Consider the following 24869-nt stretch of genomic DNA (forward strand, 5'->3'; position numbering starts at 1 on the left):
CTTCAACTACTGGCCAAACCGGGATGCCTATTTTCATCTCCTAAAGCACTGGGTGCCCGGCCTCACCGCCGCTGGCTGGAACGTCGTAGTGGCAGGTCTCGGGTCAGACCTCTTGCCTGAACCACCAGAGGGAGTTCATCTTCTTGGTCCTATCGGTTGCCTAGACAAATTCTACTCGAAAATCGATGCGGCGCTCGCTCCCATTGCGTTAGGGGAGGGATCAAGGTGAAAGTGATTGAAGCAATGGCCCACGGAATCCCGGTTATTGGTACGGATTTCGCATTCGATGGATTTCCGGACGAATATCAAGGGAAGTTTGTACATGTGGATCTCTTCACGCCTGATTTTCACCGGTTAGGGCCTCTGGTGCGATTTGATCCCTGCGGTGACCGGTCCCTGGACATATTCAAAGAAAGTTTCGCCATCGAACGGGTTGCTTCGCTCCTCAAAGAGCGTCAGCCATGAGGGTTCAACAGGTCCCGAGTTACCGCGTTACGGCAGTCATTCAGCGACTTATGATCGCCTCTGGCCGGAGCACAAGAGTCGATCCGAATATTCCACCATTGGATCTGATGGGCGAGGCCGGAGTGCGCCTAGTAGAACTGGCGAGAGGCTACCTTCGACTACGTCGGCCGGTATTCCTGGGATCCCGGGTTAAATTGCGAGGACGCTCGCGGCTTCAGATGGCAAATTGGTCGGGTGTGGGAGATCGAACTGTGATTGATGCCCGCGGCACCATAGGCGTCCGGATCGGTGAGGGAACAAGGCTCGGTCGTTATGGGGTTATTACGACGACCAGTCATCTCTCACGGTATGGCGTCGGAGTAGTCATAGGCAAACGCTCGGGCGTGGGAGACGGATTCCACCTGGGAGCCTCTGGGGGCGTTGAGATCGGCGACGATGTCATTATTGGGCCAGGATTCAGCGCTCATTCCCAGGAGCATAATTATGGCGACCACTCCTTGCCAATTAGGGAACAGGGAACGAATGAAGCGCCCATCATCGTAGGAAACGATTGCTGGATCGGCTCCAAGGTCACCCTTCTTGCGGGTTGTTCACTTGGTGAAAGAACAATCGTGGCTTCGGGGGCAGTGGTGAAAGGAACGTTTCCGGGAGGAGTTATACTCGGCGGCGTCCCAGCACGGATAATTCGTAAGCTTTGAATCAATCACCTTTAGGTCCATGATGCTGATGTTCGCCCTCGCCGCCATGTGTCTGATCGGCGTGCTCATTGCGGCGCCATATAACGGGCGGTTGAATATCTATCTCGGACTCGTCGCTACTTCGACGATGCTTCTTCCAAGGGTTGTTGTCGGCTCGAGCCACCTCGACTCCTTTCGCGTTGGCATAACGGGAAGTCAACCCCGAGTTATGACCTACACGGTAGGCATCATAGCCATTCTATTGATATCCTGGACTGCTGGAAACCGAAGGTTGCAGGTTTGGCCGTTTCTTGTGCTGTCCTTCTTCTTGCTAACCTGGGCTCTGTTCGTTTGGGCCAACACGCCTCCCTTGTGGGCGGGCGTCGTACATCTTTTGACGGCTGCTGGGGCTTGGATCGCAGGCGGTGCGATTGCGCATGAAGTTGCTCGCCGTGGCACCTACGGTGACCGTGCGGTCGCATGTTGGATCGCAGGCATAATCTTGATACAAACGGTTATCAGTCTCCTGCAGTTCGTCGGGTTTCCCATCTTTGATGCTAATCAGCTCGTGGTGGCGGATGACGGTATCGATGGTCGCGTTGGCGGCACTTTAGGTCACCCCAGTTACATTGGGAAGGTCTGCTTCTTGGCTGCCTTCTTCGTGCTGCCGCTAGTGGCATCGCCGGATCGTGTCACTCGTCGGGTTAGTATGTTCGCCATAGGCGTGTCATTTATTCCGCTCATCCTCTCGGGGGGCGTGCTAATGCTATCGCCGTGGTGAGTGCAATTCTCATTTGGAGCATTTTGAAGCCGGGCGATGGGAGACATGCCTCCCGGCTGCGGACTACGCTCTTCTTGGGCGTAGCGCTAACACTGTCCTTCGATTTCTGGGTCCAGCGATTCACTACTGGCGAGGATGGGACATACAGATCGCAGTTCAATGACACGGCCGTGCGTTTCCTTAATACCCACTCTTGGTGGGAGGGTGCGGGCCCGAATTCCTACCAAAATGCAGTGGGGGCGACCGACTCGATGGCCGCCTCTGGATGGGTTGTTCACAACGTGGTGCTCTATGCAACCGTTGAACTGGGCGTAGTTGGGCTAGCGGCACTGCTGCTACCAGTGTTCGGTGCGCTTTGGGTAGCATTTCCGAAACGGAAAGAGGATGGCCTCGCTGGTGGGCATGCTCGGGTAGTTCTCGCGTCCTTCCCTGGGCTCGTGATTATTACGATGACCGGGTGGGGCATGCTGTCTGAGCCACTGATCCTGTGGATGCTCGCGACAGGGTATGTGGTGGCGAGGTTGCAGTATCGGATCAAGCGTGGTGGCGAGCACCAAACACCTCCCGTGGCTGCGGTGGCGGCTCAACGCACGGACGGCGTCGGCGAATAGTTCCGGAAACCTGGCGATTGTTTGGCAAGGCCATCTGCCGTTCCGAATATTCGAGTGAATAATGTTGGACTTTCGGCCCTCATTATGCATTCCATCACTGCGGAGTCCAGCCCTCGTCCTCCGATGGCTGGGTTGATCGGCAGTTCTGGACTTGTCGTCCCAGCCGTCTATAGGTGGCCAACTTCACCTGGGTGGCGGGCTGTTCCGGGATGGGCTACGAGGCTTTCGTGTTCAACGTCCTCAGCCGCCCGAAACGCGGCTTGCGGGCGCCACCAGATTGATCACCGACCCGGTGTCGATGCCCCCGAAATGTGGGTCGGTTCTGCTCCGGTGGTTTTTCGCGGTGGGGCAACACCTTCCGAGATTCTTGTGGGTGTGAGGACATCGACGCTTCGGGTGAAGAAGGGTCCGGGGAGGCGTCCGCTGGCGATGAAGCGGCTACGGTTCATGGAGCTGCGGGCTCGTGGCTGGGGCATTCGGGGCGCGGCCCGGGAGGTCGGGGTGTGGCGGACCACCGGCAACAACTGGGCGCGTGGGTACATGACCTACCGCCAGGGCGTCCCGCCGGGTGCGTGTCGCCGCTGGACTGGATGTCGGACGTGAAGTCAGACCCCGATTCCTGTCGCAGGACTCGCGGATCGAGATCGCCGACCTCGTGCTCGCCGGAGTGAGCATCCGCGGCATCGCCGAGCGACTGAGACGCTCGCCCTGGAAGATGTCGCGGGAGCCGCGCCGCCACACCCCGGGAGCCCCGCAAGGGATACCGGCCGTTCGAGCGCACCGACAGGCGGCGGCCCACCGCGCACGGCACCACCCCGGCGTGTCGACACGTCACCGGAGCTGCGGCGGTTGGTGGTGGAGTGGAGCTCCTGCGCAGAGGCATAGGTCGCAGCAGATCAGCAGCAGTTGCGACGTCGCTTTTCCGAGGACCCGTCGATGCGGCTGTGTCATGAAGACATCCATCAGGCGCTGCACCAACCCACATCAGCATTGCTGCGCCCTCCGAGCCTGGCGCCCGAGGCCGCATCCCCTTGCGAACGGGACGCGACTGTCGACGACGCTCGAAAATGAGGCCATAGCGACGGGCGAAAACGAGGCCACCCCGACAGATTGGGTGGGTGATCTCAGTGGAGGATTGGGCTCTGATTCGGCGGCTGGTCGCGGACGGGGTTCCGCAGCGGCAGGTCGCGCGGGATTTGGGGGTCGGACGGTCGACGGTGGCGCGGGCGGTGGCCTCGGATGGGCCACCGAAGTACGAGCGGCCGGCGGTCCCGACGTCGTTCGATCCCTACGAGGCTCGGGTGCGTCAGCTGTTGAAGGACACCCCGGACATGCCGGCCACCGTGCTGGCCGAACGGGTGGGATGGACCGGGTCGATCACCTGGTTCCGTGACCACGTTCGGCGGCTTCGTCCCGAGCATCGGCCGGTCGACCCTGCGGACCGGTTGGTCTGGGCGGCCGGGGATGCGGCGCAGTGCGACTTGTGGTTCCCGCCGAGGAAGATCCCGCTCGAGGACGGCACGAAGGTGTTGTTGCCGGTGCTGGTGATCACCGCCGCGCACTCCCGGTTCGTCCTGGGTCGGATGATCCCTACCCGTCGGACCGAGGACCTGCTGACCGCGACCTGGGAACTGGTGCAGGAGTTGGGGCGGGTGCCGCGACGGTTGATCTGGGACAACGAGCCCGGCATCGGCCGCGGCAAGCGTCACGCCGAAGGGGTCGCGGCGTTCACCGGCACGCTGGCCACCAGCCTGCACCGGCTGCGGCCCCGGGATCCGGAGTCCAAGGGGATCGTGGAGCGACGCAACCAGTTCTTCGAGACCTCCTTCATGCCCGGTCGGACGTTCGCGTCGCCAGCGGACTTCAACACCCAGTTGGCTGAGTGGCTGACGATCGCGAACGCCCGGACGGTCCGCACGATCAAGGCCCGCCCGGTCGATCTGGTCGAGGTCGACAAGGCCGCGATGCTGCCCCTGCCGCCGGTGGCACCGGTGGTGGGCTGGACCAACCGGGTCCGGTTGGGACGCGACTACTACGTGCGCCTGGACTCATCGGACTACTCCGTCGACCCGGCACTGATCGGCCGGTTCGTCGACGTCACCGCTGACCTGCGCCAGGTCCAGGTCAGCCACGATGGGCGGGTCGTGGCACGGCACGACCGGGTCTGGGCACGCGGGCAGACGATCACCGACCCGGCCCATGTCGCGGCCGCAAAGGTCCTGCGCGAGCAGTACCTGGCACCCGTCCCTGCCACCGCCGAACCAGACGACCCGCTGGTGCGGGACCTGGCCGACTACGACCGCGCCTTCGGACTCACCCACGGCAGCGATGAGGATGTGGCCTGATGGGCGCGGCGAAGAAGCCGGCCACTGGTGAGGCGCTCAAGCAGCTCACCTACCTGGCCAGTGCGTTGAAGGCGCCCCGGATCACCGAGTCCGCTGCCCGGTTGGCCGACCACGCCCGCGACTCCGGGTGGACCCATGAGGAGTACCTGGCCGCAGTCCTGGACCGCGAGGTCGCCGCCCGCAACGCATCCGGGGCCCAGCTGCGGATCCGTGCTGCCGGGTTCGGTGCCCGGAAGACGCTCGAGGAGTTCGACTGGGACGCCCAACCAGGAGTCCGGCAGCAGATCGCCGCCCTGGCGTCCGGCGGGTTCCTGACCGAGGCCCGCAACATCGTGCTGCTCGGACCGCCCGGCACCGGAAAGACCCACCTAGCCACCGGCCTGGGCATCGCCGCCGCGCACCACGGCCACCGGGTCCTGTTCGCCACCGCCACCGAGTGGATCACCCGACTCACCGACGCCCACCGCGCCGGCCGGCTACCCCAAGAGCTCACCCGGCTACGCCGCTACGGGCTGATCATCGTCGACGAGGTCGGCTACCTGCCCTTCGAACAAGACGCCGCGAACCTGTTCTTCCAGCTCGTGTCCAGTCGCTACGAGCACGCCTCGCTGATCCTCACATCCAACCTGCCCTTCAGCGGCTGGGGCGGCGTCTTCGGCGACCAAGCCGTCGTCGCCGCGATGATCGACCGCGTCGTGCACCACGCCGACGTCCTGACCCTGAAGGGCGCCAGCTACCGACTACGCAACCGCGGCATCGACACCCTGCCCAGCATCAGAACCCAAGACACGGCAGACTAGAACCCACAACCGGTGGCCTCGTTTTCCACCGTCGGATCGGCCCCAGATCCGAGCGTTGCCGACACGCGACCATCGACATGCCCACCAGAGGTCGACTGGCCCCTGCCACGGTTCGAGGAACCCATGGTGACCATTCATCAGCGTCCCTCAGTGCCTGCCGGGCGATCCTGGAGTGGGCATTGGGCGAGGAGATGTGACCGTCGGGAGTGCCAGGGCTCAGCGAGCGGGACCCGCGTGGGGCGACTGACCCGGATGGTGCGCTCCTGCACCTGCCGCAGTCTGATGGCAGAGCCTGCACGCGGCTATGACGGCGCGGATGAGCGACCTCCCGGAAGCCGTGCTTCGCTCGGTACCAAGGTTCCTCGTCGAACTCTTGGCGCGCCAGTAGAGCCCGTAGTAGATCAGGCGTCAATCGTGATGCAGGTTCCCGCGATGGCCCGTAGTTGTGGCTGAAAAACGAGAGCTTCATTAAGGAGCTCTACCATCTCGAATCGGCGCTCACCCGTCCCACCCGCTTGGCTCCCAGGCCTCGCTACCGTTGGCACCGGACGCGACCATCGACGGCCCACTGAAGAAGGACCGGCGCCGACCGAGGTCCGAGCAACCGTCGCTGAGGAACCACCAGCGCCTCCTCCTGCCCGCGGATTGGTCCCAGATCGAATAGCCCAGGCGGAGACGTATCAGTCGAGGTGCTTGAAGTTCTCTTGGGAGGCTTGCACTACAAGTGGTAGACCATTAAGAACCGCATTGTGATACGCATCCGCTTCGATGCGCAGTTTGTCGATCGCGTCCAGGACAAGGGTCCCGAAGCCGGGATCGGGCTCAATGGACAGTTCCGATATGCCGAACATTTCCAGCAGTCCACGAACCTTTCCCTGCGTCGCCAACACTATAGGAGCCTTGCCTCCCAAGAGGCCCAGAATTGAGAGATGCATCCTGCCGGTCATGATTACGTCGGCTCGCTCCGTAAGATAACGGATTTGCGCAGGCGGCAAGAGGTCCCCTATCGACCAGCAGCCACCAGACTGGTCGTCTTGCAGAGCATCGAGGAGAGCGGCTTGGGCGGCGACGTCGTCCGCGCCCTCATGGGTGACGTGGGGCAGCAGCAGCACATTGAACCCACGCTCCTGCAGACCGCGAATTATAGAACAATATTCTTCCAACTGGTCTCGTCGCGCCTGCAGCAAGCCGCTGATGTTGACGATGGCACGCGGTCCTGCGGAGCCGAGCCACCGTAGAGCGGTTGGGTCCAGTGGACGCGCGGGGGTTACGTCCAGACTAAACACCAAATCAGCGCCTAGGGCTATTCCTTGAATACCGAGACGCCTAAGGCGTTCATAGGATTCTGGGTCACGTGCCACGATTTCGACGCCCGCCGTACCAGCTTTCGCGGCTGACTTAGCCGCGAGAGCATGTGGCGAGGAGTTCCATGAGAAGCCCAGGACCCTAGTTGCTGCTCCACCTTTCACGCTGAACTCCGCGACAGTCCAGAGCCGCCCGGATGACAATGGAGCGTAGGCTCCGTCCATGACGTCCGCACCTACGATAAGGACAGTGTCCGCTTGGCGAAGGCTCCGGGCCAGCCGCCACCATTCTAGAAAATGACGTGGACTTCGCGAATACAGCAATCGCGGTGAAACGGTCGAGGTTCCAAAGTTTTGTAAATGCTCCTCGCTATACGAGCAGGCAGAGGTGACGATGATATTCCACTCCTCAATATTGGGGAGCTTCGGAATTAAACTCTCTAGCATGGCGACGTCGCCGATATTACCTCCACCTGCGGAGGGAATCAGGATGCCAGTTCCGCACGGGCGCCTTCGGGAGCCGACTCTGGTCCCTAGCAGCATCAATAACCTATCGGCACCAAGAATCACTCGATCGATATTGTTCTTGAGAAAGATCTTCATGAGAACTGGCTATCTCTGCTTTCTTGAGAATGATTCAAACATTTCCCGTGCGTCTCGGCGGTTGCCAGCGGAAAGTGCGGCGGTGATGACCCAAGCGGTAAGGCAAACAGGCAAAGCGCACGCGAGTTGCACCGAAGGGGGAGCGCTACCCACAAAAGGCAAGACTAGGTATCCACTGGCGCCGACGATGAGGGTCGAGACAATCGGCCCAAGGCCCTCTTTGAACATGTTCGCAAAATTGAGAGTGTCTCTCAAGAAGAAGAGTGCGAGAGGCCAAGACAGGATCAGACACAGAGACACCGTGGCGGCCACCTGTATCGCCCCATAGTTGCTAGCGAACGCAATAGCTATAAGTGTCAGGCCTTTGGAGATGAGGTTATAAAGCAGAAGATCGCCAGACCGGCCAGTTGCTAGGAACGTCCAGTAGTTGACAAAGTTGAGTGATTGAAAGAGTCCGCCAATTGCCAAAATCTGCAAGTAAGTGCCGGTGGTAGTCCAAGGCTCTCCAAAGGCGACAATGGCGCCTGAAGGCCCGCATGCGTACAGGGAACCGAAGACCACGGATCCAATCGCCCCGGCCCGCCGCAAGTTTCTACCTACTACAACTGGGAAATGTTCTGTTCCCGCGGTTTTCGCCATGTATGATATTGACATGTTCGTCAGGGGTCCGAAGATCTGCTGTGCAGGCAGGGTCATCAATTGAAATGCACGGTTATAAAGGCCGAGGACGTGTGCGCCGATGCGCCCTCCGATGAGAATCGAATCTATATTGGAACTCGCATAATTGATCATCTGAGCACCGCCCAGTTTAATGCCAAATGTTCCAATATCGTAAATTGACGTGGATCGGTCGAAATTGCCCGGGATTAAGCGTTTTACCGCGAGTAGGCGCAATGCGGTGAGGGCGAAGGCTGAGGTGACCTGCTGTACTACTAGAGACCAGTAGTTCTCCCAAAGATATGCCGTGGCTAGCGCGCAGATGAGCCCTATGGTCGCTGCTAGTGCGTCCGTAATCGCCAGCGTGGGTGCCCGGAAACTACGGGTCAGCGAGACCACGGCTCCCGCCTGCATTCCGTTGAGAAAGAATACTGGAGAAAGTCCAAGAATTACGGGGCCAAGGAGGGCCTGTCCGAGCAACTGTGCCAGTGGGAATGCGGAGAGCGCCACGATTGTGGTGCAGGTGAGTCCAAGGAGTGCATTTGCCCACGCAACCTTATTCTGGCGGTGCTGGCTCAGACTCTGACTTTGAATGGCTGCGGGAGTAAGTCCAGCGTCTCGAATCAATTCGGCAATACCTACCGTCGCGAGAGCTAGGGCAAACACTCCGAAGTCGGTCGGTGTGAGGAGTCGACTGAGGGCCACGAATCCCACGAAAAGACAACCGACTTTGACTACTTGCCCGAGCAGTATCCAAGTTGCGCTGGACAGGCCGGTTGAGGAGGGAAGCGCGGAGCCGATCACTCTTGGCTATCCGAGGAGGGATCCGCGGCGGGAGGCGGCGCGTGCTGCCGCAACAGGAATTCGGTTGCCCGTCTGGGTGACCGCGCTGCGCGGAACTGATCGGGCGGGGTGCCGATGGCAAGAAGCGTGATCACATCTTCGTGATCAGGAATCTCGGCCAAAGTTCGAAGGTCCGTGGATGCTCGGTTCGACATTGACCAATTCAGGAAACATGTCGCTAGACCGTTGAGATGGAGGGCGTTCGCAAAGTTTGCGGCAAACATGCCACCATCAACCCAACGTTGGTTGCGTTCGCCTGGTCCGGCAAAGAGTCTGGTGTCAACAGTAATTATTGCAACCGAAGGGACATGCTCGCCGAAACCGGCGTTTCCATTCTGTCGGCGCAGGATTCCTTGCACCTGTACTGGGTCCGTATACCAGTGCACAAGCCAAGCCTGCCTATTGCATACGGAAGGCGTAAAGCGCGCAAGCCTGACAGCGTCGTAAACAAGACTAGGGTTCACCGTGCCTGCTCCGAAATCTCGGACGCTACGCCGGCTGGTGAGCAGTTGCTCACCTACTTCACGACCGGCTGGCGTTAGCAGCCCGCCCCATACGCGCTGTGCTTCCTGCATGGGTGCGATGACGTCGTGGACGACTCCGCTGGCGTTCCAAGTTGCAAGGGCCGCACGAGCTGTGGCGACATGGTCGGCCAGCGGCGCGTCGTGAGGTATCCCTGTAATTCCAGCCTGGAGTCGAGCGTCGACCGCCTTCGCAAATGGCCGTTTTGGCTGTCGCAGCGACAGCCCTTTCTCAATGCGGTGGTAGTCCTTGGTGAGCTGGGTCTCCGCCGAGCGCCCGCTGCTCGGGTCGAATACGTGATCGTCTGGGGACGCAAAGTGCAGGTGCCGTAGTGTGTCGCGAGCCCCCTCGACCAGAATGAGTAGCCTCTGTCGCTGGACCTTCAAGCGGCGCTGCAGTTGCTCGGGGAGTAGCCCCTTCATCGAATCCTTCATGAATCCCCCTGCACTCTTCACGGGACCCAGCAGATGCCGGATCAGCTGCCGCTGTTGATCATGCCTGCCCCTACAGTCACGCCTGTGGCCTCATCGATCAGGATGAATGAACCCGTCGTCCGATTCTTGGAATACGGGTCGCACAGCAGTGGCACCGTGGTGCGCAGCTGCACTCGCCCGATCTCGTTGAGACCAAGCTCCTTGGTGTCCTGGTCACGGTGCAGGCTGTTGACGTCCAAGCGGTACTGGATGTCCTTGACCAGAGCGCGTGCGGAACGGGTGGTGTGCTTGATTGCCAGCTTCTGACGCGGGCGCAGCGGCTCGTTGGTCATCCAGCAGACCATCGCGTCGATGTCCTGGCTCGGCTTCGGCGCGTTGTTGATCCGGGCGATCATGTCGCCGCGGCTAACGTCTACGTCGTCAGCCAGACGCACGGTCACCGACATGGGCGGGAATGCCTCGGTGATCTCACGGTCGAACAGGTCGATGGCCTCGATGGTCGAGGTCATGCCGCTGGGCAGCACGACGACCTCGTCTCCTGGCTTCAGCACGCCGCCGGCCACCATGCCGGCGTAGCCGCGGTAGTCGTGGTACTCATCCGACTTGGGCCGCACGACGTACTGCACCGGGAAACGGACGTCCTGGAGATCGCGGTCCGAGGCGACGTGGACGTGCTCGAGGTGATGCATCAGCGTCGGGCCGTGGTACCAGGGGGTGTTCTCGCTGCGCGTCACCACGTTGTCGCCCTGGAGCGCCGAGATCGGGATGACCTCGAGGTCGGGGATGTTTAGCTTGGTGGCGAACGCGGTGAACTCGTTGTGGATGCGCTCGTAGACCTTCTCGTCCCAGTCGACGAGGTCCATCTTGTTAACCGCCAGCACCAGGTGCGGCACCCGCAGCAGAGACAGCAGCACCGCGTGGCGGCGAGACTGCTCGGTCAGGCCGTGACGGGCGTCGACCAGCACCAGGCCCAGGTCGGCGGTGGAGGCACCGGTGACCATGTTGCGGGTGTACTGAATGTGGCCGGGGGTGTCGGCGATGATGAACTTGCGCGACGGGGTCGCGAAGTAGCGGTAGGCGACATCGATGGTGATGCCCTGCTCCCGCTCCGAGCGCAGACCATCGGTGAGCAGCGCCAAGTCGGTGTAGTCGTAGCCCTTGGACTTCGACGTCGACTCGACCGACTCCAGCTGGTCCTCGAAGATCGACTTGGAGTCCAGCAGCAGCCGACCGATCAGGGTCGACTTGCCATCGTCCACCGAGCCAGCGGTGGCGAAGCGCAGCAGGTCCATCTGCGCGCGCCCCTCATGCTTCTCGGCGACGGGAGAGATCTCGGGGCTCATCAGAAGTAGCCTTCCTTCTTGCGGTCTTCCATGGCCGCCTCGGAGAACCGGTCATCACCACGGGTCGCGCCGCGCTCGGTGACCCGGGCGATCGCGATCTCGTCGATGATCTCGGCGGTGGTGGCTGCAGAACTCTCGACGCAGCCGGTCAGCGTCATGTCGCCGACGGTGCGGAAGCGGACCGTCTTGGTCTCGATCTTCTCCTCGCCCTTGGGCTGCACGGCGTCGGAGGCTGAGAGCAGCATGCCGTCGCGCTCGATGACCTTGCGCTGGTGGGAGAAGTAGATCGAGGGGATCTCGATCTGCTCCTGGTGGATGTAGTGCCAGATGTCCAGCTCGGTCCAGTTGGACAGCGGGAAGATGCGCATGTGCTCACCAGAGTGGATGCGCCCGTTGTAGAGGCTCCACAGCTCGGGACGCTGCATCTTGGGGTCCCACTGGCCGAACTCGTCGCGGTGGGAGTAGACGCGCTCCTTGGCGCGGGCCTTCTCCTCGTCCCGGCGACCGCCACCGAAGGCGGCAGTGAAGCCCTCCTTCTCGATGGCGTTGAGCAGAGTGCCGATCTGGAGGCGGTTCCGCGAGGTCTTGCCGTCGTCCACGACGACGCCCTCCGCGATCGCGTCGTCGACGCTCGCCACGACCATCCGCACGCCGAGGCGGTCCACCCAGGAGTCGCGACACGCGAGCACCTCGGGGAAGTCGAAGCCGGTGTCGACCTGCAGCATCGGGAAGGGGATCTTGGCCGGGTGGAAGGCCTTCTCCGCGAGGCGGAGCATCACGATGGAGTCCTTGCCGCCGGAGAACATCAGCACCGGCTTCTCGAACTCTGCAGCGACCTCACGGAAGATGTGGATCGACTCCGCCTCAAGCTGGTCAAGCTGACTCAGCTGGTAGTCGGCGTGGGTTTGGGTCATGACTGACTGGGGCCTCTCGTCGGGACAGCAGCCCACATGCTAGCCGGGTGTGCGGGGGAGACCGACATCCCGGGCCGGGCGTGGCCGCCAGCGTGTTTTTGCCCACACCTGTCCCACTTAGTGACAGATCATATGCACGATCCAAAGAGATCGGGTTAGGGTGCTGGCTCAGCCAGTGCCGCAAGGCGCATACAGACTTCGACGCCTTTCATTGGGGGAGACGTTCACATGAAGAAGATCATTGCCAGCCTCGCGTTCGCAGGCATCCTGTCCACCGGGTTCGCGGGCGCTGCCCACGCCGGGCCCTACACCGGGACGGTCCCGACCGACACCGAGGTGACCGCTCCCGTGGTCATCCGTGTCAACAAGCCCGTCAAGATCAAGGTTGAAATCGACGTCGCCGGCAACGGCAAGCCGAAGGGCACGGTGACCTTCGTGGTTCGCAAGCCCAACGGCAAGGTCGTCAAGCGCGTGACCAAGGAATACACCAAGGGCCAGCGCTTCAGCGTGGGCAAGCTGGCCAAGGGCAAGTACAAGGTCCGGGTGAAGTTCGCCCCGAAGAACAAGAACTCCGCCTACAAGAAGTCGAACTCGCTCGTGAAGTTCAAGGTCGGCAAGTGACCTACTGACTCGCAGAGTCATCTCAGAAGGCCTCGTCCCCTCCGGGAGACGGGGCCTTCTGGCTACTCTGGCCACCCTTCGAACTAGCCGAGGACCCTCTGTGACCCTGCGTCGTGCTCTGTCTGCTGTTGCCGTTCTCCTCATCGCCGTCGCCGCGTATGCCGGCTGGACCGCGTGGCAGATCAAGGGCGACCTGGAGGGAGCGGAGTCCAGCGCGCGGGAACTCCAGGACGCGCTCAGTGCCAATAGCCGGGATGCCGCCGAGGCCGCCGCAAGCGACCTGCGCAGGGACAGCAGGAGTGCGGAGGAGCGGTCCGACGGGGTGGTGTGGTCCGCCCTCACCTACTTCCCGACGGTCGGCGACGATGCCGAAGGAGTGCGAGCCGTCTCCCGGTCGCTCTCCACTCTTTCCGAGGAAGCGGTGCCGTCCCTGCTCGACACCGCCGACCTGTTGGACCAGGTGAGTGCCGGCGAGGGGGTCGACATCAAGGCGTTGAATCAACTCGTGTCGCCGGTCAGTGGTGCCTCGATCGCGTTGTCCGCGGCCGCCGAGCACGTCACCGGGGTATCGAGCGACGGCTTCTTCGGCACGCTGAAGGACCCCTACCAGGAGTACGTCGGCCTGCTCACCAGCGCAGAAAGCGCATTTGCCGCTGCGGCACCTGCCACGGAGCTGCTTCCGGGGATGTTCGGCGACTCGGGTGAGCGGGACTACCTGTTGATCTTTCAGAACAACGCCGAGATTCGGGCCACGGGCGGACTGCCCGGGGCATGGGCTCACGTGCGAACCAACGAGGGCCGGGTCGCCTTGGTGGAGCAGGGGTCAGGAGGAACCGACTTCCCGGAACTCGCGCGGCCCGTGCTCCCGCTCTCGGCCGAGGAGCGGGAGGTGTACGACGTGCAGCTGGGGACGTACTTCCTGGACGCCAACTTCACGCCTCACTTCCCCCGGGCGGCGGATCTGTGGCGTGCCCGCTTTGAGAAGGAGCGCGACGCCGAGCTGGACGGGGTGATCGCCCTCGACACCGTGGCGCTGTCCTACCTGCTCAAGGGCACGGGACCCGTCACGGCGGACGGCGTGACGGTGAACAGCGAGAACGTCGTGGACGAGTTGCTGCACGAGACCTATCGCGAGCTGCCGGACCCCGCAGAGCAGGACGCACGCTTCCAGGCGATGGCGCTGGCGATTTTCGACGCGGTCACGGGCAAGCCGAGGTCGGCGATGGACCTGGCGCAGGGGTTCGGTCGGGCAGGGCGCGAGGGGCGCTTCCTGGTGCACTCGTTCGATCCCCAAGAACAATCGGTGCTCGACGGCACCGCGGTGGCCGGTGAGCTTGAGGACGAGTCAACCGAGCGCCCTGTGGTCGACGTCGCACTCAACGACGTCACGGGCGCCAAGATGTCCTACTACCTGCGCCACGACGTCGAGGTGCGGGCGGAGTCCTGCCAGGAGGGCGTCCAGTCCCTGTCGGCCCAAATGCGCATTGGTTCCACGATCTCCCAGGATGAGGTGGCAGATCTGCCGCCCTACATCTCGGGCGCCGGCATCTTCGGCACGGAGCCCGGGTCCCAGTTGGTGTGGCTCCGGATCTACGGCCCCGTAGGTGGAGAGATCACCGACGTCCGGTTCGACGGGGAGCCGGAGGATCTGGAGACGGTGCTTCTCAACGGGCGCCCGGTGGCCAGCATGGTGACGGAGCTCAGCCCCACCAAGAATGTTGACATCTCTTGGCGCATGACCACGGATGAGGGGCAGACCGGAGCTGGCACGGTGGGAGTTACTCCGAGCATCGTCTCGGGCAACGCGGACACCGAGTTCGCGTCCGCCTGCTAAGGCGTCCCTCGGTCAGCGCCGCCGGTTGCGGCTCTTGGGCTTGACGACTACTTCCGCGTCGGGCGCGTAGCCGTAGCCGTAGCCGTAGCCGTAGCCGTAGCCCGACGAGCCCTTGCGTCGCGGGACCATGTTGATCACCAGACCGACGACCCGACCGCCGACAGCATCGAGTCGCTCCACCGCGTGCGCGAGCTGCTCCTTGGTGGTGCTTCCGTGTCGCACCACCAGCAGGGCACCGTCGGCCTGCGCGCCGATCAGGGCGGCGTCGGTGACCGGCAGCAGCGGCGGCGCGTCCAGGATCACCAGGTCGAAGCGGCTGCGCAGCTCGGTCAGCAGGTCGGCCATCGCCTGGGACTGGAGCAGCTCCGACGGGTTCGGCGGGATGGCGCCGCTGGCCAGCACGGAGAGGCTGTACTTCTCCTCGTACTGGAGGGCGTCGTCGAGCGACACCTTGCCCACCAGGACCGTGGTGAGACCGATCTCCTTGTCCATGTGCAGCGCTTCGGTGAGCTTGGGGCGGCGCAGGTCCGCCTCCACCAGCACCACCTTGAGACCCGTCTGGGCGCTGGTGAGCGCCAAGTTGACCGAGGTAGAGGTCTTGCCCTCGCCGGGGAGTGAGCTGGAGACCACGTAGACCCGGCCCTGGCCCTCCTTGTCCACGTCGACGAACTGCATGTTCGTGCGGAGCACCCGGAACGCCTCCACCCGGGGGCATGCGGCTCGAGTGAGGTGACGAGGGGCTTCTTGGGGGTAGCACTGTCGAAGGCGATCGATCCCAGCACCGGCGCGGACCCGAACTCGACCGCCTGCTCGCTGGTCTTGATGGTGTTGTCCAGCACCTCGCGGAGCACCGCGATGCCGAGACCCAGGAGGAGCCCCAGGACGCCGGCGAGGCCGTAGTTGCGTAGCGGTTGAGGGGAGACGGGGCTGTCCTCGAAGGAAGCGTCGTCCACGACCGTCGCCTTCACAGGAGCGCGTTCATCACCGGAGGGCGTCTCGAGAGTCCGGATCAGGTCCTGGAGCTCCTCCACGTAGGCCTGGGCCAGGGTCTGAGCGGCCCGCGGATCGGGGTCGGTGACGGTCACCGAAAGGATTACGGTCTCCGGCACCACGGTCGCCTCGACCCGTTCCGGCAGGTCCCGGATCTCGTCCTCGCTCAGATCGAGCCGCTGACCCACCATTTCGGCGAGCTCGCGACCGCCCACTAGGTCGGCGTAGGAGGTGACTCGCTGAGTGGCGAAGAGGTTGCCCTGATAGGCCTGAGAGTTGTCAGACTGACTCGTGGAGACGAAGAGTCGCGCCGACGACGCGTACTGCGGCGTCGCGTTCAGCGTGAGCACGGCGGCCAGCGCGAGGGCTACGGCCACCGTGCCGAGGATGAACATCCAGCGGCGCTGGACGATGCGCCAGTAGTCGCGGAGTTCCACGAGTCCCCATTCGTTAGAGTGCGATCGGCGCTCAGCCTAACCGGGTGTGTTCTTTTTCATCCCAACCAGGCCCGGTCGATACGTCGGGTCCTCCAGTTGGGCGACCGTCGGTGAGCCGAACATCGGCAGGCCGGTGGTGCGCCGGACCAGGCCCCACACGAGCGGCACCAGCACCACCATGGCCAGGCCGACGCCCGCCACCAGCATGGGCGAGGTCTGGTCCTCGCCGGCACCGAGTGGCGCCCAGCCGGCCTTGTCGAGCAGCGCGACCCCCGACATGGTGAGCACCACGACGATGCCGCGGCGGATGAACGACTGCGGCACCCGGGGCGCGATCTTGCTGCCGATGAGGGTGCCCGGCACCGAGCCCAGGATCAGCGGGATGGTGACGCCCCAGTCGAGACCGTGCAGTGCGATGTTGGAGATGGCGGCCGCCAGCACCAGTGGTACTGCCTGCACCAGGTCGGTGCCGACCAGCTTCACCGCGGAGAGCCCGGGATAGAGCATCAGCAGGGCGATCATGATGACGGAGCCGGAGCCGACGCTCGTGACGCCGACGAGCAGGCCGCCCAGTGCGCCGACCACCAGCGTGGGGAGGGGACGGATCGTCGGGTTGTTGTCGTCCACGTGGGTGCCGCTGCGTACCCGGCGGAGCTGGATGTAGAGGCGCAGTGCATAGGTCGCGGCCGCGAAGAGCAGCGCGAAGCCGATGCAGAGCTTCAGGGTTTCGTCCAGGTCTTCAGGGGTGTCGGTGACCCAGGAGACCAGGTGTGGGCCGAGCAGCGCCATGGGTACCGAGCCGATGATCAGCCACTTGGCCAGCTGGAGGTTGGGTGAGCCCTCACGCTTGTGGACGATCGCACCGCCGGTCTTGTAGACCGCGGCGGCCGTGAGGTCTGCGGTGACCACCGTGGCGGTCTCGCCGACCCCGAGGAAGATGAGGGCTGGCGTCATCAGGGCGCCCCCGCCCATGCCGGTGAGACCGACGATGATCCCGACGAAGAAGCCGGCGGCCAGGATTGCGAAGAAGGTGGCGGTGAGCCAGTCCATCAGCGGGTCTCTCCAGTCAGAGCGGGGATCACGGTCTCGAGCAGGGCGGTGATGCGCTGTCCGGCTTCGGCTGAAGCCTGGGGGCCACGGCGGTAAGGATCGGCGATGTCGTGCTCCGGGCGGGCAGCGCCACGCTGGCGGCCGAGACTTTCGATGAGGTCGCGACCGTGCAGGTCGCTGCCCCCAGCGACCTCGGCGAACTGGCCGAGGGTGAAGACCTTGCGGAAGGCCTGGGGGTGCTCCTCCAGCAGGTAGGTGCGGTGGGTGGACTCGGCGGTCAGCACCAGGTCGGCGTCGTCGATCAGGTCCCGCGTCACCGGACGGCTGGCGAAGTCGTCGTGCTCCACTGCCGGGGCTAGGACTGCGGCCATCTCGCCGTCGAGCGCGTGGTCCTTGAAACCGTGGGTGCCGGCGCTGGAGAACTCGATGTCGGTGCGGTCTCCGGCCAGGTGACGCGCCGTGACCTCCATGAAGGCGGAGCGGCAGATGTTGGCGGTGCACACGAACAGCACCTTCAACGGCTCGCGATCGGTCTCCCGGAGGTCCAGGTGGCCGGTCTTCGCAAGGGCGACCAGCACGTCGTCGAGGGCGTCCTCGATGCTGCGGCCGGTGGTGTCCACCCGGACGGCGGCGTCCGTCGGCTCCTCGTAGGGCGAGGAGATGCCGGTGAACTCTGGGATCTCACCGCGACGCGCTTTGGCGTAGAGGCCCTTGCGGTCCCGGCGCTCGCACTCCTCCAGCGGGGTGGCGACGTGCACCAGGAAGAACTCGCCTCCGGCCTGCTCGACCATCTCGCGGACCTGCTGGCGCGTCTCGTCGAACGGGGCGATCGGACTCACGATGGCCACGCCGCCGTGACGGGCGATCTCGGCGGCAACCCAGCCGATGCGGCGGATGTTGGTCTCCCGGTCGGCCTTGGAGAACGTGAGCCCGGCCGAGAGGTTGCGGCGGACCACATCGCCGTCGAGGCTGGTGACGGTCCGTTCGCCCTGCTCCAGCACCTTGTCCATCAGCGCCCGAGCCAGCGTGGACTTGCCGCTGCCGGACAGTCCGGTGAAGAAGAGCACCAGCCCCTGCTGGCCCGGACCCGGCCGGTCGAAGTCGACGATGTCGGCGATCTCTTCAGGGTAGTCAGCTAGGGGGTCGTCGTCGGAGACGGAGGTCAGTCCGGTGACCGGATCGCCCTGGGCATAGTTGCCGACCACCTGGACGCCGAGGTCGTGATCGGCTACCGCGTCTCCGTGGGCGGCCAGCGGGACCACGACGACGGCGGCGTCCGGAAGAAGTCCGGCCGCGGCGATCGTGGCGCGGATCAGCCCCACCGGGGAGAGCGTCGGCGTGCCGGTGCCGGCCAGGGCCAGCAGGACGAGGGGTCCCAGGTCGGCGAGCTCCTCCAGCTGTCCGACCGTGAGGGCGTCGGTCACCGGGACGAAGGTGCGTCCGGCGTACTGCTGGCGGACCTGTGCCGGGGTCAGGTAGAGGTTGCGGAACGGACCGAACTGGGGGTGCGAGAGCGGAGTGACGGCGCCCTGGGACGCGATCGCGAGGGGCAGACCCTCGGGGTCGACGAGCTCCACCGCGTCCAGATCCTTCAGTGCCTCGGGCAGGGCGAGCGTCACCGCGCTTCCCGGCTCGTTGAAGCCGGTCAGCGGCGCCAGAGCGCCGGAGAGCAGCAGCTCGAGGTCGTCGAGCTCGACCGGGGTCGGGCAGTGCTGGGGCAGCGAAGAGGCGGACACGGCCGACATCCTCTCAAAGTCGAGTGACTAACCTGACCAGCATGTCTGCACCAGTCGTCGTTGCCGAAATCGTTCGCTCCGGATTCGTCGAGGGGCACCACTACGGTTCAGTGGTCGCGCTGGCCGCCGACGGGACCCCGGAGTGGTCCGTGGGCGCGGTCGACGTCCCGATCCTGCCGCGGTCGTGCAACAAGCCGATCCAGGCCCTCGCCATGGTGCGACTCGGGCTGGACCTGCCGCCCGAGCTCCTGGCGCTCTCCAGCGCCTCGCACTCGGGGGAGCCGTTCCACATCGACGGTGTACGCCGCATCCTGGCGACGGCGGGACTCACCGAGGATGCGCTGCAGACGCCGCCGGACTACCCGCTGGACGACGCCGCCAAGGAAGAGCTCATCAGGAGCGGAGGCAGCAAGGCGCCGCTGTGGATGAACTGCTCCGGCAAGCACGCCGCCATGCTGGCTACCTGCGTGCTGAACGGTTGGGACACTGACACCTACCTCGCCCCCGACCACCCGCTCCAGCAGGCGATCCGGGAGACCTTCGAGGAGCTGACCGGTGAGCCCGCCGTGGTGGCCATCGACGGCTGCGGTGCGCCGCTGCTCTCCGCGTCGCTGGTCGGCCTGGCCCGGGCCTTCCGTGCGCTCGCGGTGGCCACCTCCGGCCCCGAGCAGCGGATCGCGGAGGCGATCCGGCAGCATCCGGAGTACGTCTCGGGAACGACGCGGGACGAGCTGGCGTTGCTCACTGCGATCCCCGGCTCGATCGGCAAGGCGGGGGCGGAGTCCTGCTATGCGGTGGCGCTGCCGGACGGGCGTGCCTTCGCGCTGAAGACCGATGACGGCGCAGCCCGGGTGCGGCCGGTGCTGATGGCCGAGGCGCTGCGTCGTAGCGGCTTGCTGGAGCTCGACGGGGTGGACGCCGACGCCGTGCGCCGTACCGGCCGGGTGGAGCTGCTCGGTGGCGGACGGCCCGTGGGGGAGATCCGCGCCTGCTTCTGACGTACCCAATTGGTGCGTGTGCAGGGTCACCACGCCACTGCTTGCAAGTGCTAACTCCTGCTAGCACTATGGAGGTATGGCCAAGGGCAAGGTGGGCAAGACCGTCGAGTCACTGGGCAACTTCTCCCTCGGGGACTACCTCCGGGAGCAGCGGCTCGCCTCGAAGCTCTCCCTGCGTCAGCTGGCCGACCTGGCCGGGGTGTCCAACCCCTACCTCAGCCAGATCGAACGAGGGCTGCGCAAGCCCTCGGCCGAAGTGCTCCAGCAGATCGCCCGAGCGCTGCGGATCTCCTCCGAACAGCTCTACGTCCGGGCGGGGATCCTCAGCCTGGAGGAGGGAGCCGGCAGCTCGGTGGAGCTGGCGATCCTCAACGACCCGCTCCTCACCGAACGCCAGAAGCAGTCCCTGCTCGACGTCTACCAATCGTTCCTCGCGGTCAACGCGCGGACGGACAACCCGAAGGAGTGACGAACATGGCCAAGACCAAGTTCGACGTCAAGACCGAGGCCGCCAAGGTCTTCTACGCCGGTGTCGGTGTCAACGACCTCGCAGTCGAGCTCGTGCGTGACTACGTCGCCGACGTGCAGACCAAGGTCGCCGACGTCCAGAAGAACGTCACCAGCATCGACCTCGACCCCAAGGCCCTGCGGACCTACATTGAGGGCCGTGTCGCTGCCCTGCAGGCCGAGGCCAAGGGCTACCCGGCCAAGGTCCAGTCGGTGCTCAACGAGAACGTCGACACCGCAGCCGACGCCTTCGACGACCTGGTCAAGCGGGGCGAGACCCTGGTGGGCCGGATCCGTCGTCAGGAGTCCACCAAGGCGACCGTGTCCTCGGCCAAGACCACCGCCGCCAAGGCCAAGACCACCACCACCCAGGCCTCCAAGACCGCGGACGCGTCGAAGACTGCGGCCAAGAAGGCCGTGAAGTCCACGCCGGTCAAGAAGAAGGCGACCGCCGCCAAGTCCTCGGCCAAGGCCACCGCCACCACGGCCAAGAAGACCGCCGAGTCGGCCGTCAAGGCCACCGGCGACGCCGCCGCCAAGATCGGCGACTGAAGGACCGGTGAGGGAAGAGCAGCTGCTGCTCTTCTGAACCGGACCAGCGCTGGATGTCGTAGCGATGCAAGAGCCCCGGGAACCCCGGGGCTCTTGTCATGCCCGTAGGCTGGTGCGCGTGAACGTCTTCGAGCTTCAGGGCACCGTGATGCTGATCGTGCTGCTCGGCCTGCTCGCGGTGAAGGGCTTCGCGCTCGTCACCGCGTTGATGTTCTCCGCCGAGGCCTACGAGGCCGCCGGCAAGATGACCAAGGTCGGCTGGTGCGCCATCCTGGGACTCGGGTTTGTGGTGCAGCTGATCTTCCTGCAGCCCGTCGGCATCCTCAACATCGTTTTCACCATCGCGGCGTTCGTCTATCTCGCGGACGTGCGGCCGGCGCTCCTGGGACTCACCAAGCGCTGAGAGAGGGTCCTCGAAGGGCCCAGGTCGCGATAGCCTTGCCGCCAGACATTCGCCACACCACCGGGGAGAATCCGCATGCTCGCTTCCGAGGAACGTCCCTGGGGCTCCTGGCACGTGATCGACGACGGTCAGGGCTACAAGGTCAAGCGTATCCACGTGAACCCGGGTCAGCGCCTGTCCTACCAGACCCACGAGCACCGCTCGGAGCACTGGGTCGTCATCTTTGGGATGGCGACCTGCGTGATCGACGGCGAGACCATCGTCGCCGGTCCGGGGCACTCGGTCGACGTGGCGCAGGGCGCGGCACACCGGATCACCAACATGCACTCCGAGGAGCTCGTCATCATCGAGGTGCAGCACGGGAACTACACCGGCGAGGACGACATCTGCCGACTCGAGGACGACTACGGGCGTCACGAGGCGGAAAGCCTCAGTTCCTGAAGTCCGGGCCTATGCCTTTGCTTGAAAGATTGCCCGAAGGCGGCTGACGGCCACAATTCCCACGCAGGTTCCTGGCCGGAACGTCGATGCTTCGCTCCGACCATGACTCACTGGCGAAACTCTTCTCCACGAGGAAGCGCCGAGGTGGCGGTAGCGGGGTCGTCCGCGCCCGGCCGTGAATGGTCCTTAGGGGCACGTGCGGACGGTGCCGTCTCCGGGGGCACGTCCGTCCGCGCCTTGAGGCGCAGTCCTGGGAGCTCTGCCAGGTAGTAGCTGACCGTCGACAGGGCGATCGTCAGAGCAGCAACAAGGGCGAGGTTAGCGAGAAACCCCAGGAGCGAGTCCGAGAAGCCCCATCCACGCTGCTGCAACCACCAGATGACGCCAATGTGCCACAGATAAATGCCATAGGACACGAGCCCGAGGAACCTGAGGGGGCCCATTCCATTAGACGGGCGGAACCAGCGGCCGCCCCTCTTCTGGTCGGGAGAACCAGGAACAGCAGGGCGGCGGTACATGCGATGGCAGCCGCCGCGTCCTGGAAGATCAGGAGACTGCCCACGCTCGCCGCTCCGGCGCCAGCAATGGCCGTCACTATCAGCGGAAGGCGCATCGCCGCGGCTCGATCCCGGCCAATAGCCCCCTGCTCGACGGCCACATACAACACCGCGGCGGCCATTCCGTACGCGAAGAGGTCACCATGCACCAGGATTGATCGCGCGACCACCGCGCTCCAGGTCTGGCCCCACTCAAAGTTGAACTTTGCGGCCTCAGACATATTGCGAGTCTCCCAGAGCAGCCAGATCTTTCCAGCAACTCCCACAGCGAGAAACGCCGCAGCCGGCGCCAGTACGGCAGCCCACCTTCCAAGTGGCCTGGCAAGACGTGCAGCGGCCAACGCGCATAAGGGAACAAGCGCATAGAAGCAAGTTTCAACGGTCAGCGACCATGCGACGCCAATTCCTGTACGCATCTGCTCCGGATTGAACGTCTGTACGAGCGGAAGTGACCAGAGCAGGTCGACGAGCGGTAGTCGTCCAGCCCCCTCCGCCGAGACGGCCGCAGACTGATCGGATAAGCGAGCCACGCCTAGCACGTAGCTCGTTACGAGCAGGATAAAGACGTAAGCCGGCAAGATACGCACGGCTCGGTTGCGCAAGAACCTGGCCCAACCCGGGGCTCGCGTGCCTGAGACTACGGACGTCACGAACGGTCGAAAGAGCAAGAAGCCTGACAGCACGAAGAACAGGGTGAGGCCCTGGGTAGCTGGGGACAGGAGGCGCCAGACGATCCCGCCCTCGCTTGAGGCCTGAGGCGCCATTGCCGCCACCGTGTGCCCGACCACAACCGACAGTGCGGCGATCGCGCGCATCCCCTCGATTCCTAGGATTCGAGCGCCCCACGACGGCGCGATGTCTAGGCTGTCCGCAGTCTGAGGCATAGCCGAATGCTAGGCGCAACGAGCTCACTGGGCGCCCGATTGGGGCCAACGTGAGATCCCCGACGGACTCAGACCAGTCCGCCCGATTGCCTCCGCTCAAACGGGTCAGGCCGTTACCAGAACGCATCGAGCTGAGGTGGATGAAGAGGCTACGTTTTTTCGCCTGCCGGATCAGGGCAGGTAGCGCCGAAGCGCCTTCAAGGCGGGCTCAGGCTCGAAGCCGGTGGCCCGGATCTTCGACAGGTCAAGCGCGCTGTTGAGCGGGCGCGGGGAGAGGCCCTCCTTGCCCGCGTAGTACTCCTCGGTGGTGGTGGCCGAGACGTCGTCGGCGCGGCGGCCAGCGAGCTCGAAGACCTGCTTGGCGACCTCGCACCACGACTGCGCGGGGCCGCCGTTGGAGACGTTGTAGGTGCCGAACTCGGCACCCGACTCCAGCAGGTGCTTGGTGGCGCGGGAGAGCTCGGTGGTGAAGGTCAGACGCCCGACCTGGTCACCGACCACGCTGGGGGAGACGCCCTTGTCGGCGAGGCTCTTCATGGTGCGCACGAAGTTGTTGCCCTCACCGATCACCCACGAGGTGCGCAGGATGTAGTGCCTCGTCGCCTGCCCGACGGCGATGTCGCCGGCGGCCTTGGTCTGGGCGTAGACGCCCAGCGGGGACAGCGGCTCGTCCTCGCGGTGGCCGGGGTCGAGGGGCGCGGTGCCGTCGAAGACGTACTCCGAGGAGTAGTGCACCAGCGTGAAGCCGTGCTCGCGGGAGAGCCGGGCGAGCGTCGCGGGCGCGGACGCGTTGGCCGCCCAGGCGGTCACCCGACCCTCGGGGGTCTCGGCCTTGTCGACTGCGGTGTAGGCAGCGGCGTTGAGCACCAGGTCGTAGTCGACCCACGGCCAGGCGGCGACCGCGGCAGCGTCGGTCATGTCCAGCTCGTCCAGGTCGACCAGGTCGGCACCCGGGAAGTCGGCCTGCAGGGCGCGGCCCAACTGACCCTTCGCGCCGATGATCAGCGTCTTGGGTCGGGCGATCGCGGTGGCCGGGTCCAGGTCGGGGTTGTCCTGGTCCTTGTCCGAGATGATCGCCTCGGTCAGCGGGATCGGCCACTCGATGGCGACCGTCGGGTCGGCCAGGGAGAGCGCCGGGTAGGTGATGCCCGGACGCCAGTGCTGGTTGACCAGGTAGGTGTAGGCGGTGTTGTCCTCGAGCGTCTGGTAGCTGTTGCCCACCCCGCGCGGCACGAAGATCGCCACCGAGGGGTCCATCTCCAGGGTGAAGGTGGCGCCGAAGGTCTCGCCCTCGCGCATGTCCACCCAGGCGCCGAAGATCCGGCCGGTGGCCAGGGAGATGAACTTGTCCCACGGCTCGGTGTGGATGCCGCGAGTCACCCCGCGGTCGGAGTTGAAGGAGACGTTGTTCTGCACCGGTCCGAAGTCGGGCAGGCCGATGGCCAGCATCTTCTCCCGCTGCCAGTTCTCCTTGAAGAACCCGCGGGCGTCCTCGCGCAGGTCGAGGCGGACGACGACCAGGCCGGGGATCGGAGTGGTCTCGAGAGATGGGAGCGGCAC

The 24869-nt window shown here is 64.5% G+C and carries 22 protein-coding genes and 1 pseudogene; 12 read left to right on the forward strand and 11 right to left on the reverse strand.

All coding sequences use genetic code 11. The annotated features are described in order from the left end of the window. Positions 1–225: 225 nt before the first annotated feature. The 5 genes from C0R66_RS18555 to istB all read left to right on the forward strand — a co-directional run bounded on the left by C0R66_RS18555 (position 226) and on the right by istB (position 5679). On the forward strand, positions 226–465 hold the full coding sequence (locus tag C0R66_RS18555) for a glycosyltransferase family protein (RefSeq protein WP_158647865.1): 240 nt from the start codon (positions 226–228) through the stop codon (positions 463–465). A gap of 218 nt (positions 466–683) precedes the next feature. Then, a complete protein-coding gene (locus tag C0R66_RS20215) occupies positions 684–1163 on the forward strand; it encodes an acyltransferase (RefSeq protein WP_422385605.1) in 480 nt (159 codons plus the stop codon). Positions 1164–1182: 19 nt separating this feature from the next. Further along, complete coding sequence (locus C0R66_RS18565) at positions 1183–1923, forward strand: hypothetical protein (RefSeq protein ID WP_158647867.1); 741 nt, start codon at positions 1183–1185, stop codon at positions 1921–1923. Between the two features lie 1729 nt (positions 1924–3652). Next, complete coding sequence (gene istA, locus C0R66_RS03105; RefSeq protein WP_158647868.1) at positions 3653–4879, forward strand: IS21 family transposase; 1227 nt, start codon at positions 3653–3655, stop codon at positions 4877–4879. Then, positions 4879–5679, forward strand: coding sequence for an IS21-like element helper ATPase IstB (istB, locus tag C0R66_RS03110; protein WP_101523468.1), 801 nt, complete (start codon positions 4879–4881; stop codon positions 5677–5679). Before istA ends, istB begins: the two co-directional genes overlap by 1 nt. A 680-nt stretch (positions 5680–6359) precedes the next feature. Here istB and C0R66_RS03115 read toward each other — a convergent pair. The 5 genes from C0R66_RS03115 to cysD are packed head-to-tail and all read right to left on the reverse strand — an operon-like array spanning position 6360 to position 12299. Further along, the gene (locus C0R66_RS03115; protein WP_101523469.1) at positions 6360–7586 is read right to left on the reverse strand and encodes a polysaccharide pyruvyl transferase family protein; all 1227 of its coding nucleotides are present in this window, start codon (positions 7584–7586) and stop codon (positions 6360–6362) included. A 9-nt stretch (positions 7587–7595) separates the two neighbouring features. Next, the gene (locus C0R66_RS03120) at positions 7596–9047 is read right to left on the reverse strand and encodes an oligosaccharide flippase family protein (protein WP_101523470.1); all 1452 of its coding nucleotides are present in this window, start codon (positions 9045–9047) and stop codon (positions 7596–7598) included. Next, positions 9044–10042, reverse strand: a complete 999-nt coding sequence (locus tag C0R66_RS03125) for a nitroreductase family protein (protein ID WP_101523471.1) — start codon at positions 10040–10042, stop codon at positions 9044–9046. Before C0R66_RS03125 ends, C0R66_RS03120 begins: the two co-directional genes overlap by 4 nt. A gap of 41 nt (positions 10043–10083) precedes the next feature. Next, a complete protein-coding gene (gene cysN, locus C0R66_RS03130) occupies positions 10084–11385 on the reverse strand; it encodes a sulfate adenylyltransferase subunit CysN (RefSeq protein ID WP_241901549.1) in 1302 nt (433 codons plus the stop codon). After that, positions 11385–12299: a sulfate adenylyltransferase subunit CysD gene (gene cysD / locus C0R66_RS03135; protein ID WP_101523472.1), complete on the reverse strand. Its 915-nt coding sequence runs from the start codon at positions 12297–12299 to the stop codon at positions 11385–11387. Before cysD ends, cysN begins: the two co-directional genes overlap by 1 nt. Before the next feature lie 228 nt (positions 12300–12527). On the opposite strand from cysD, the gene C0R66_RS03140 reads away from it, so the two are divergent. Together C0R66_RS03140 and C0R66_RS03145 are read left to right on the forward strand one after the other, a co-directional pair. Continuing rightward, a complete protein-coding gene (locus C0R66_RS03140; RefSeq protein ID WP_101523473.1) occupies positions 12528–12920 on the forward strand; it encodes a hypothetical protein in 393 nt (130 codons plus the stop codon). Positions 12921–13020: 100 nt separating this feature from the next. After that, a complete protein-coding gene (locus C0R66_RS03145; RefSeq protein ID WP_101523474.1) occupies positions 13021–14754 on the forward strand; it encodes a DUF4012 domain-containing protein in 1734 nt (577 codons plus the stop codon). Between the two features lie 12 nt (positions 14755–14766). Here C0R66_RS03145 and C0R66_RS03150 read toward each other — a convergent pair whose 3' ends face one another. The 4 genes and pseudogenes from C0R66_RS03150 to cysC all read right to left on the reverse strand — a co-directional run bounded on the left by C0R66_RS03150 (position 14767) and on the right by cysC (position 18967). Beyond that, positions 14767–15444: a CpsD/CapB family tyrosine-protein kinase gene (locus C0R66_RS03150; protein ID WP_158647869.1), complete on the reverse strand. Its 678-nt coding sequence runs from the start codon at positions 15442–15444 to the stop codon at positions 14767–14769. Positions 15445–16022: 578 nt separating this feature from the next. Further along, a pseudogene (locus C0R66_RS20220) lies at positions 16023–16139 on the reverse strand (hypothetical protein); the annotation flags it as partial. A gap of 78 nt (positions 16140–16217) precedes the next feature. Next, entirely contained in the window at positions 16218–17231 is a 1014-nt protein-coding gene (locus C0R66_RS03160) for a sulfite exporter TauE/SafE family protein (protein ID WP_241901550.1), read from the reverse strand. Next, a complete protein-coding gene (gene cysC, locus C0R66_RS03165) occupies positions 17231–18967 on the reverse strand; it encodes an adenylyl-sulfate kinase (RefSeq protein ID WP_241901551.1) in 1737 nt (578 codons plus the stop codon). Before cysC ends, C0R66_RS03160 begins: the two co-directional genes overlap by 1 nt. 41 nt (positions 18968–19008) lie before the next feature. On the opposite strand from cysC, the gene C0R66_RS03170 reads away from it, so the two are divergent. From C0R66_RS03170 to C0R66_RS03190, 5 genes are all read left to right on the forward strand, one after another. Continuing rightward, positions 19009–19965, forward strand: coding sequence for an asparaginase (locus tag C0R66_RS03170; protein ID WP_101523477.1), 957 nt, complete (start codon positions 19009–19011; stop codon positions 19963–19965). A gap of 76 nt (positions 19966–20041) precedes the next feature. Continuing rightward, entirely contained in the window at positions 20042–20434 is a 393-nt protein-coding gene (locus C0R66_RS03175) for a helix-turn-helix domain-containing protein (RefSeq protein WP_101523478.1), read from the forward strand. 5 nt (positions 20435–20439) lie between these two features. Beyond that, positions 20440–21024, forward strand: a complete 585-nt coding sequence (locus tag C0R66_RS03180; RefSeq protein WP_101523479.1) for a hypothetical protein — start codon at positions 20440–20442, stop codon at positions 21022–21024. 118 nt (positions 21025–21142) lie between these two features. Further along, complete coding sequence (locus tag C0R66_RS03185; RefSeq protein ID WP_199286785.1) at positions 21143–21427, forward strand: DUF2516 family protein; 285 nt, start codon at positions 21143–21145, stop codon at positions 21425–21427. A 75-nt stretch (positions 21428–21502) separates the two neighbouring features. Next, positions 21503–21868 (forward strand): phosphomannose isomerase type II C-terminal cupin domain, encoded by a 366-nt coding sequence (locus C0R66_RS03190; RefSeq protein ID WP_101523481.1) that lies wholly within the window; start codon positions 21503–21505, stop codon positions 21866–21868. A 295-nt stretch (positions 21869–22163) separates the two neighbouring features. Here C0R66_RS03190 and C0R66_RS03195 read toward each other — a convergent pair whose 3' ends face one another. Together C0R66_RS03195 and C0R66_RS03200 are read right to left on the reverse strand one after the other, a co-directional pair. After that, positions 22164–23309, reverse strand: a complete 1146-nt coding sequence (locus C0R66_RS03195; protein ID WP_101523482.1) for an acyltransferase family protein — start codon at positions 23307–23309, stop codon at positions 22164–22166. A 171-nt stretch (positions 23310–23480) separates the two neighbouring features. Beyond that, positions 23481–24869 (reverse strand): sugar nucleotide-binding protein, encoded by a 1389-nt coding sequence (locus C0R66_RS03200; protein ID WP_101526007.1) that lies wholly within the window; start codon positions 24867–24869, stop codon positions 23481–23483.

Source organism: Nocardioides houyundeii, from assembly GCF_002865585.1.
GTDB lineage: Bacteria > Actinomycetota > Actinomycetes > Propionibacteriales > Nocardioidaceae > Nocardioides > Nocardioides houyundeii.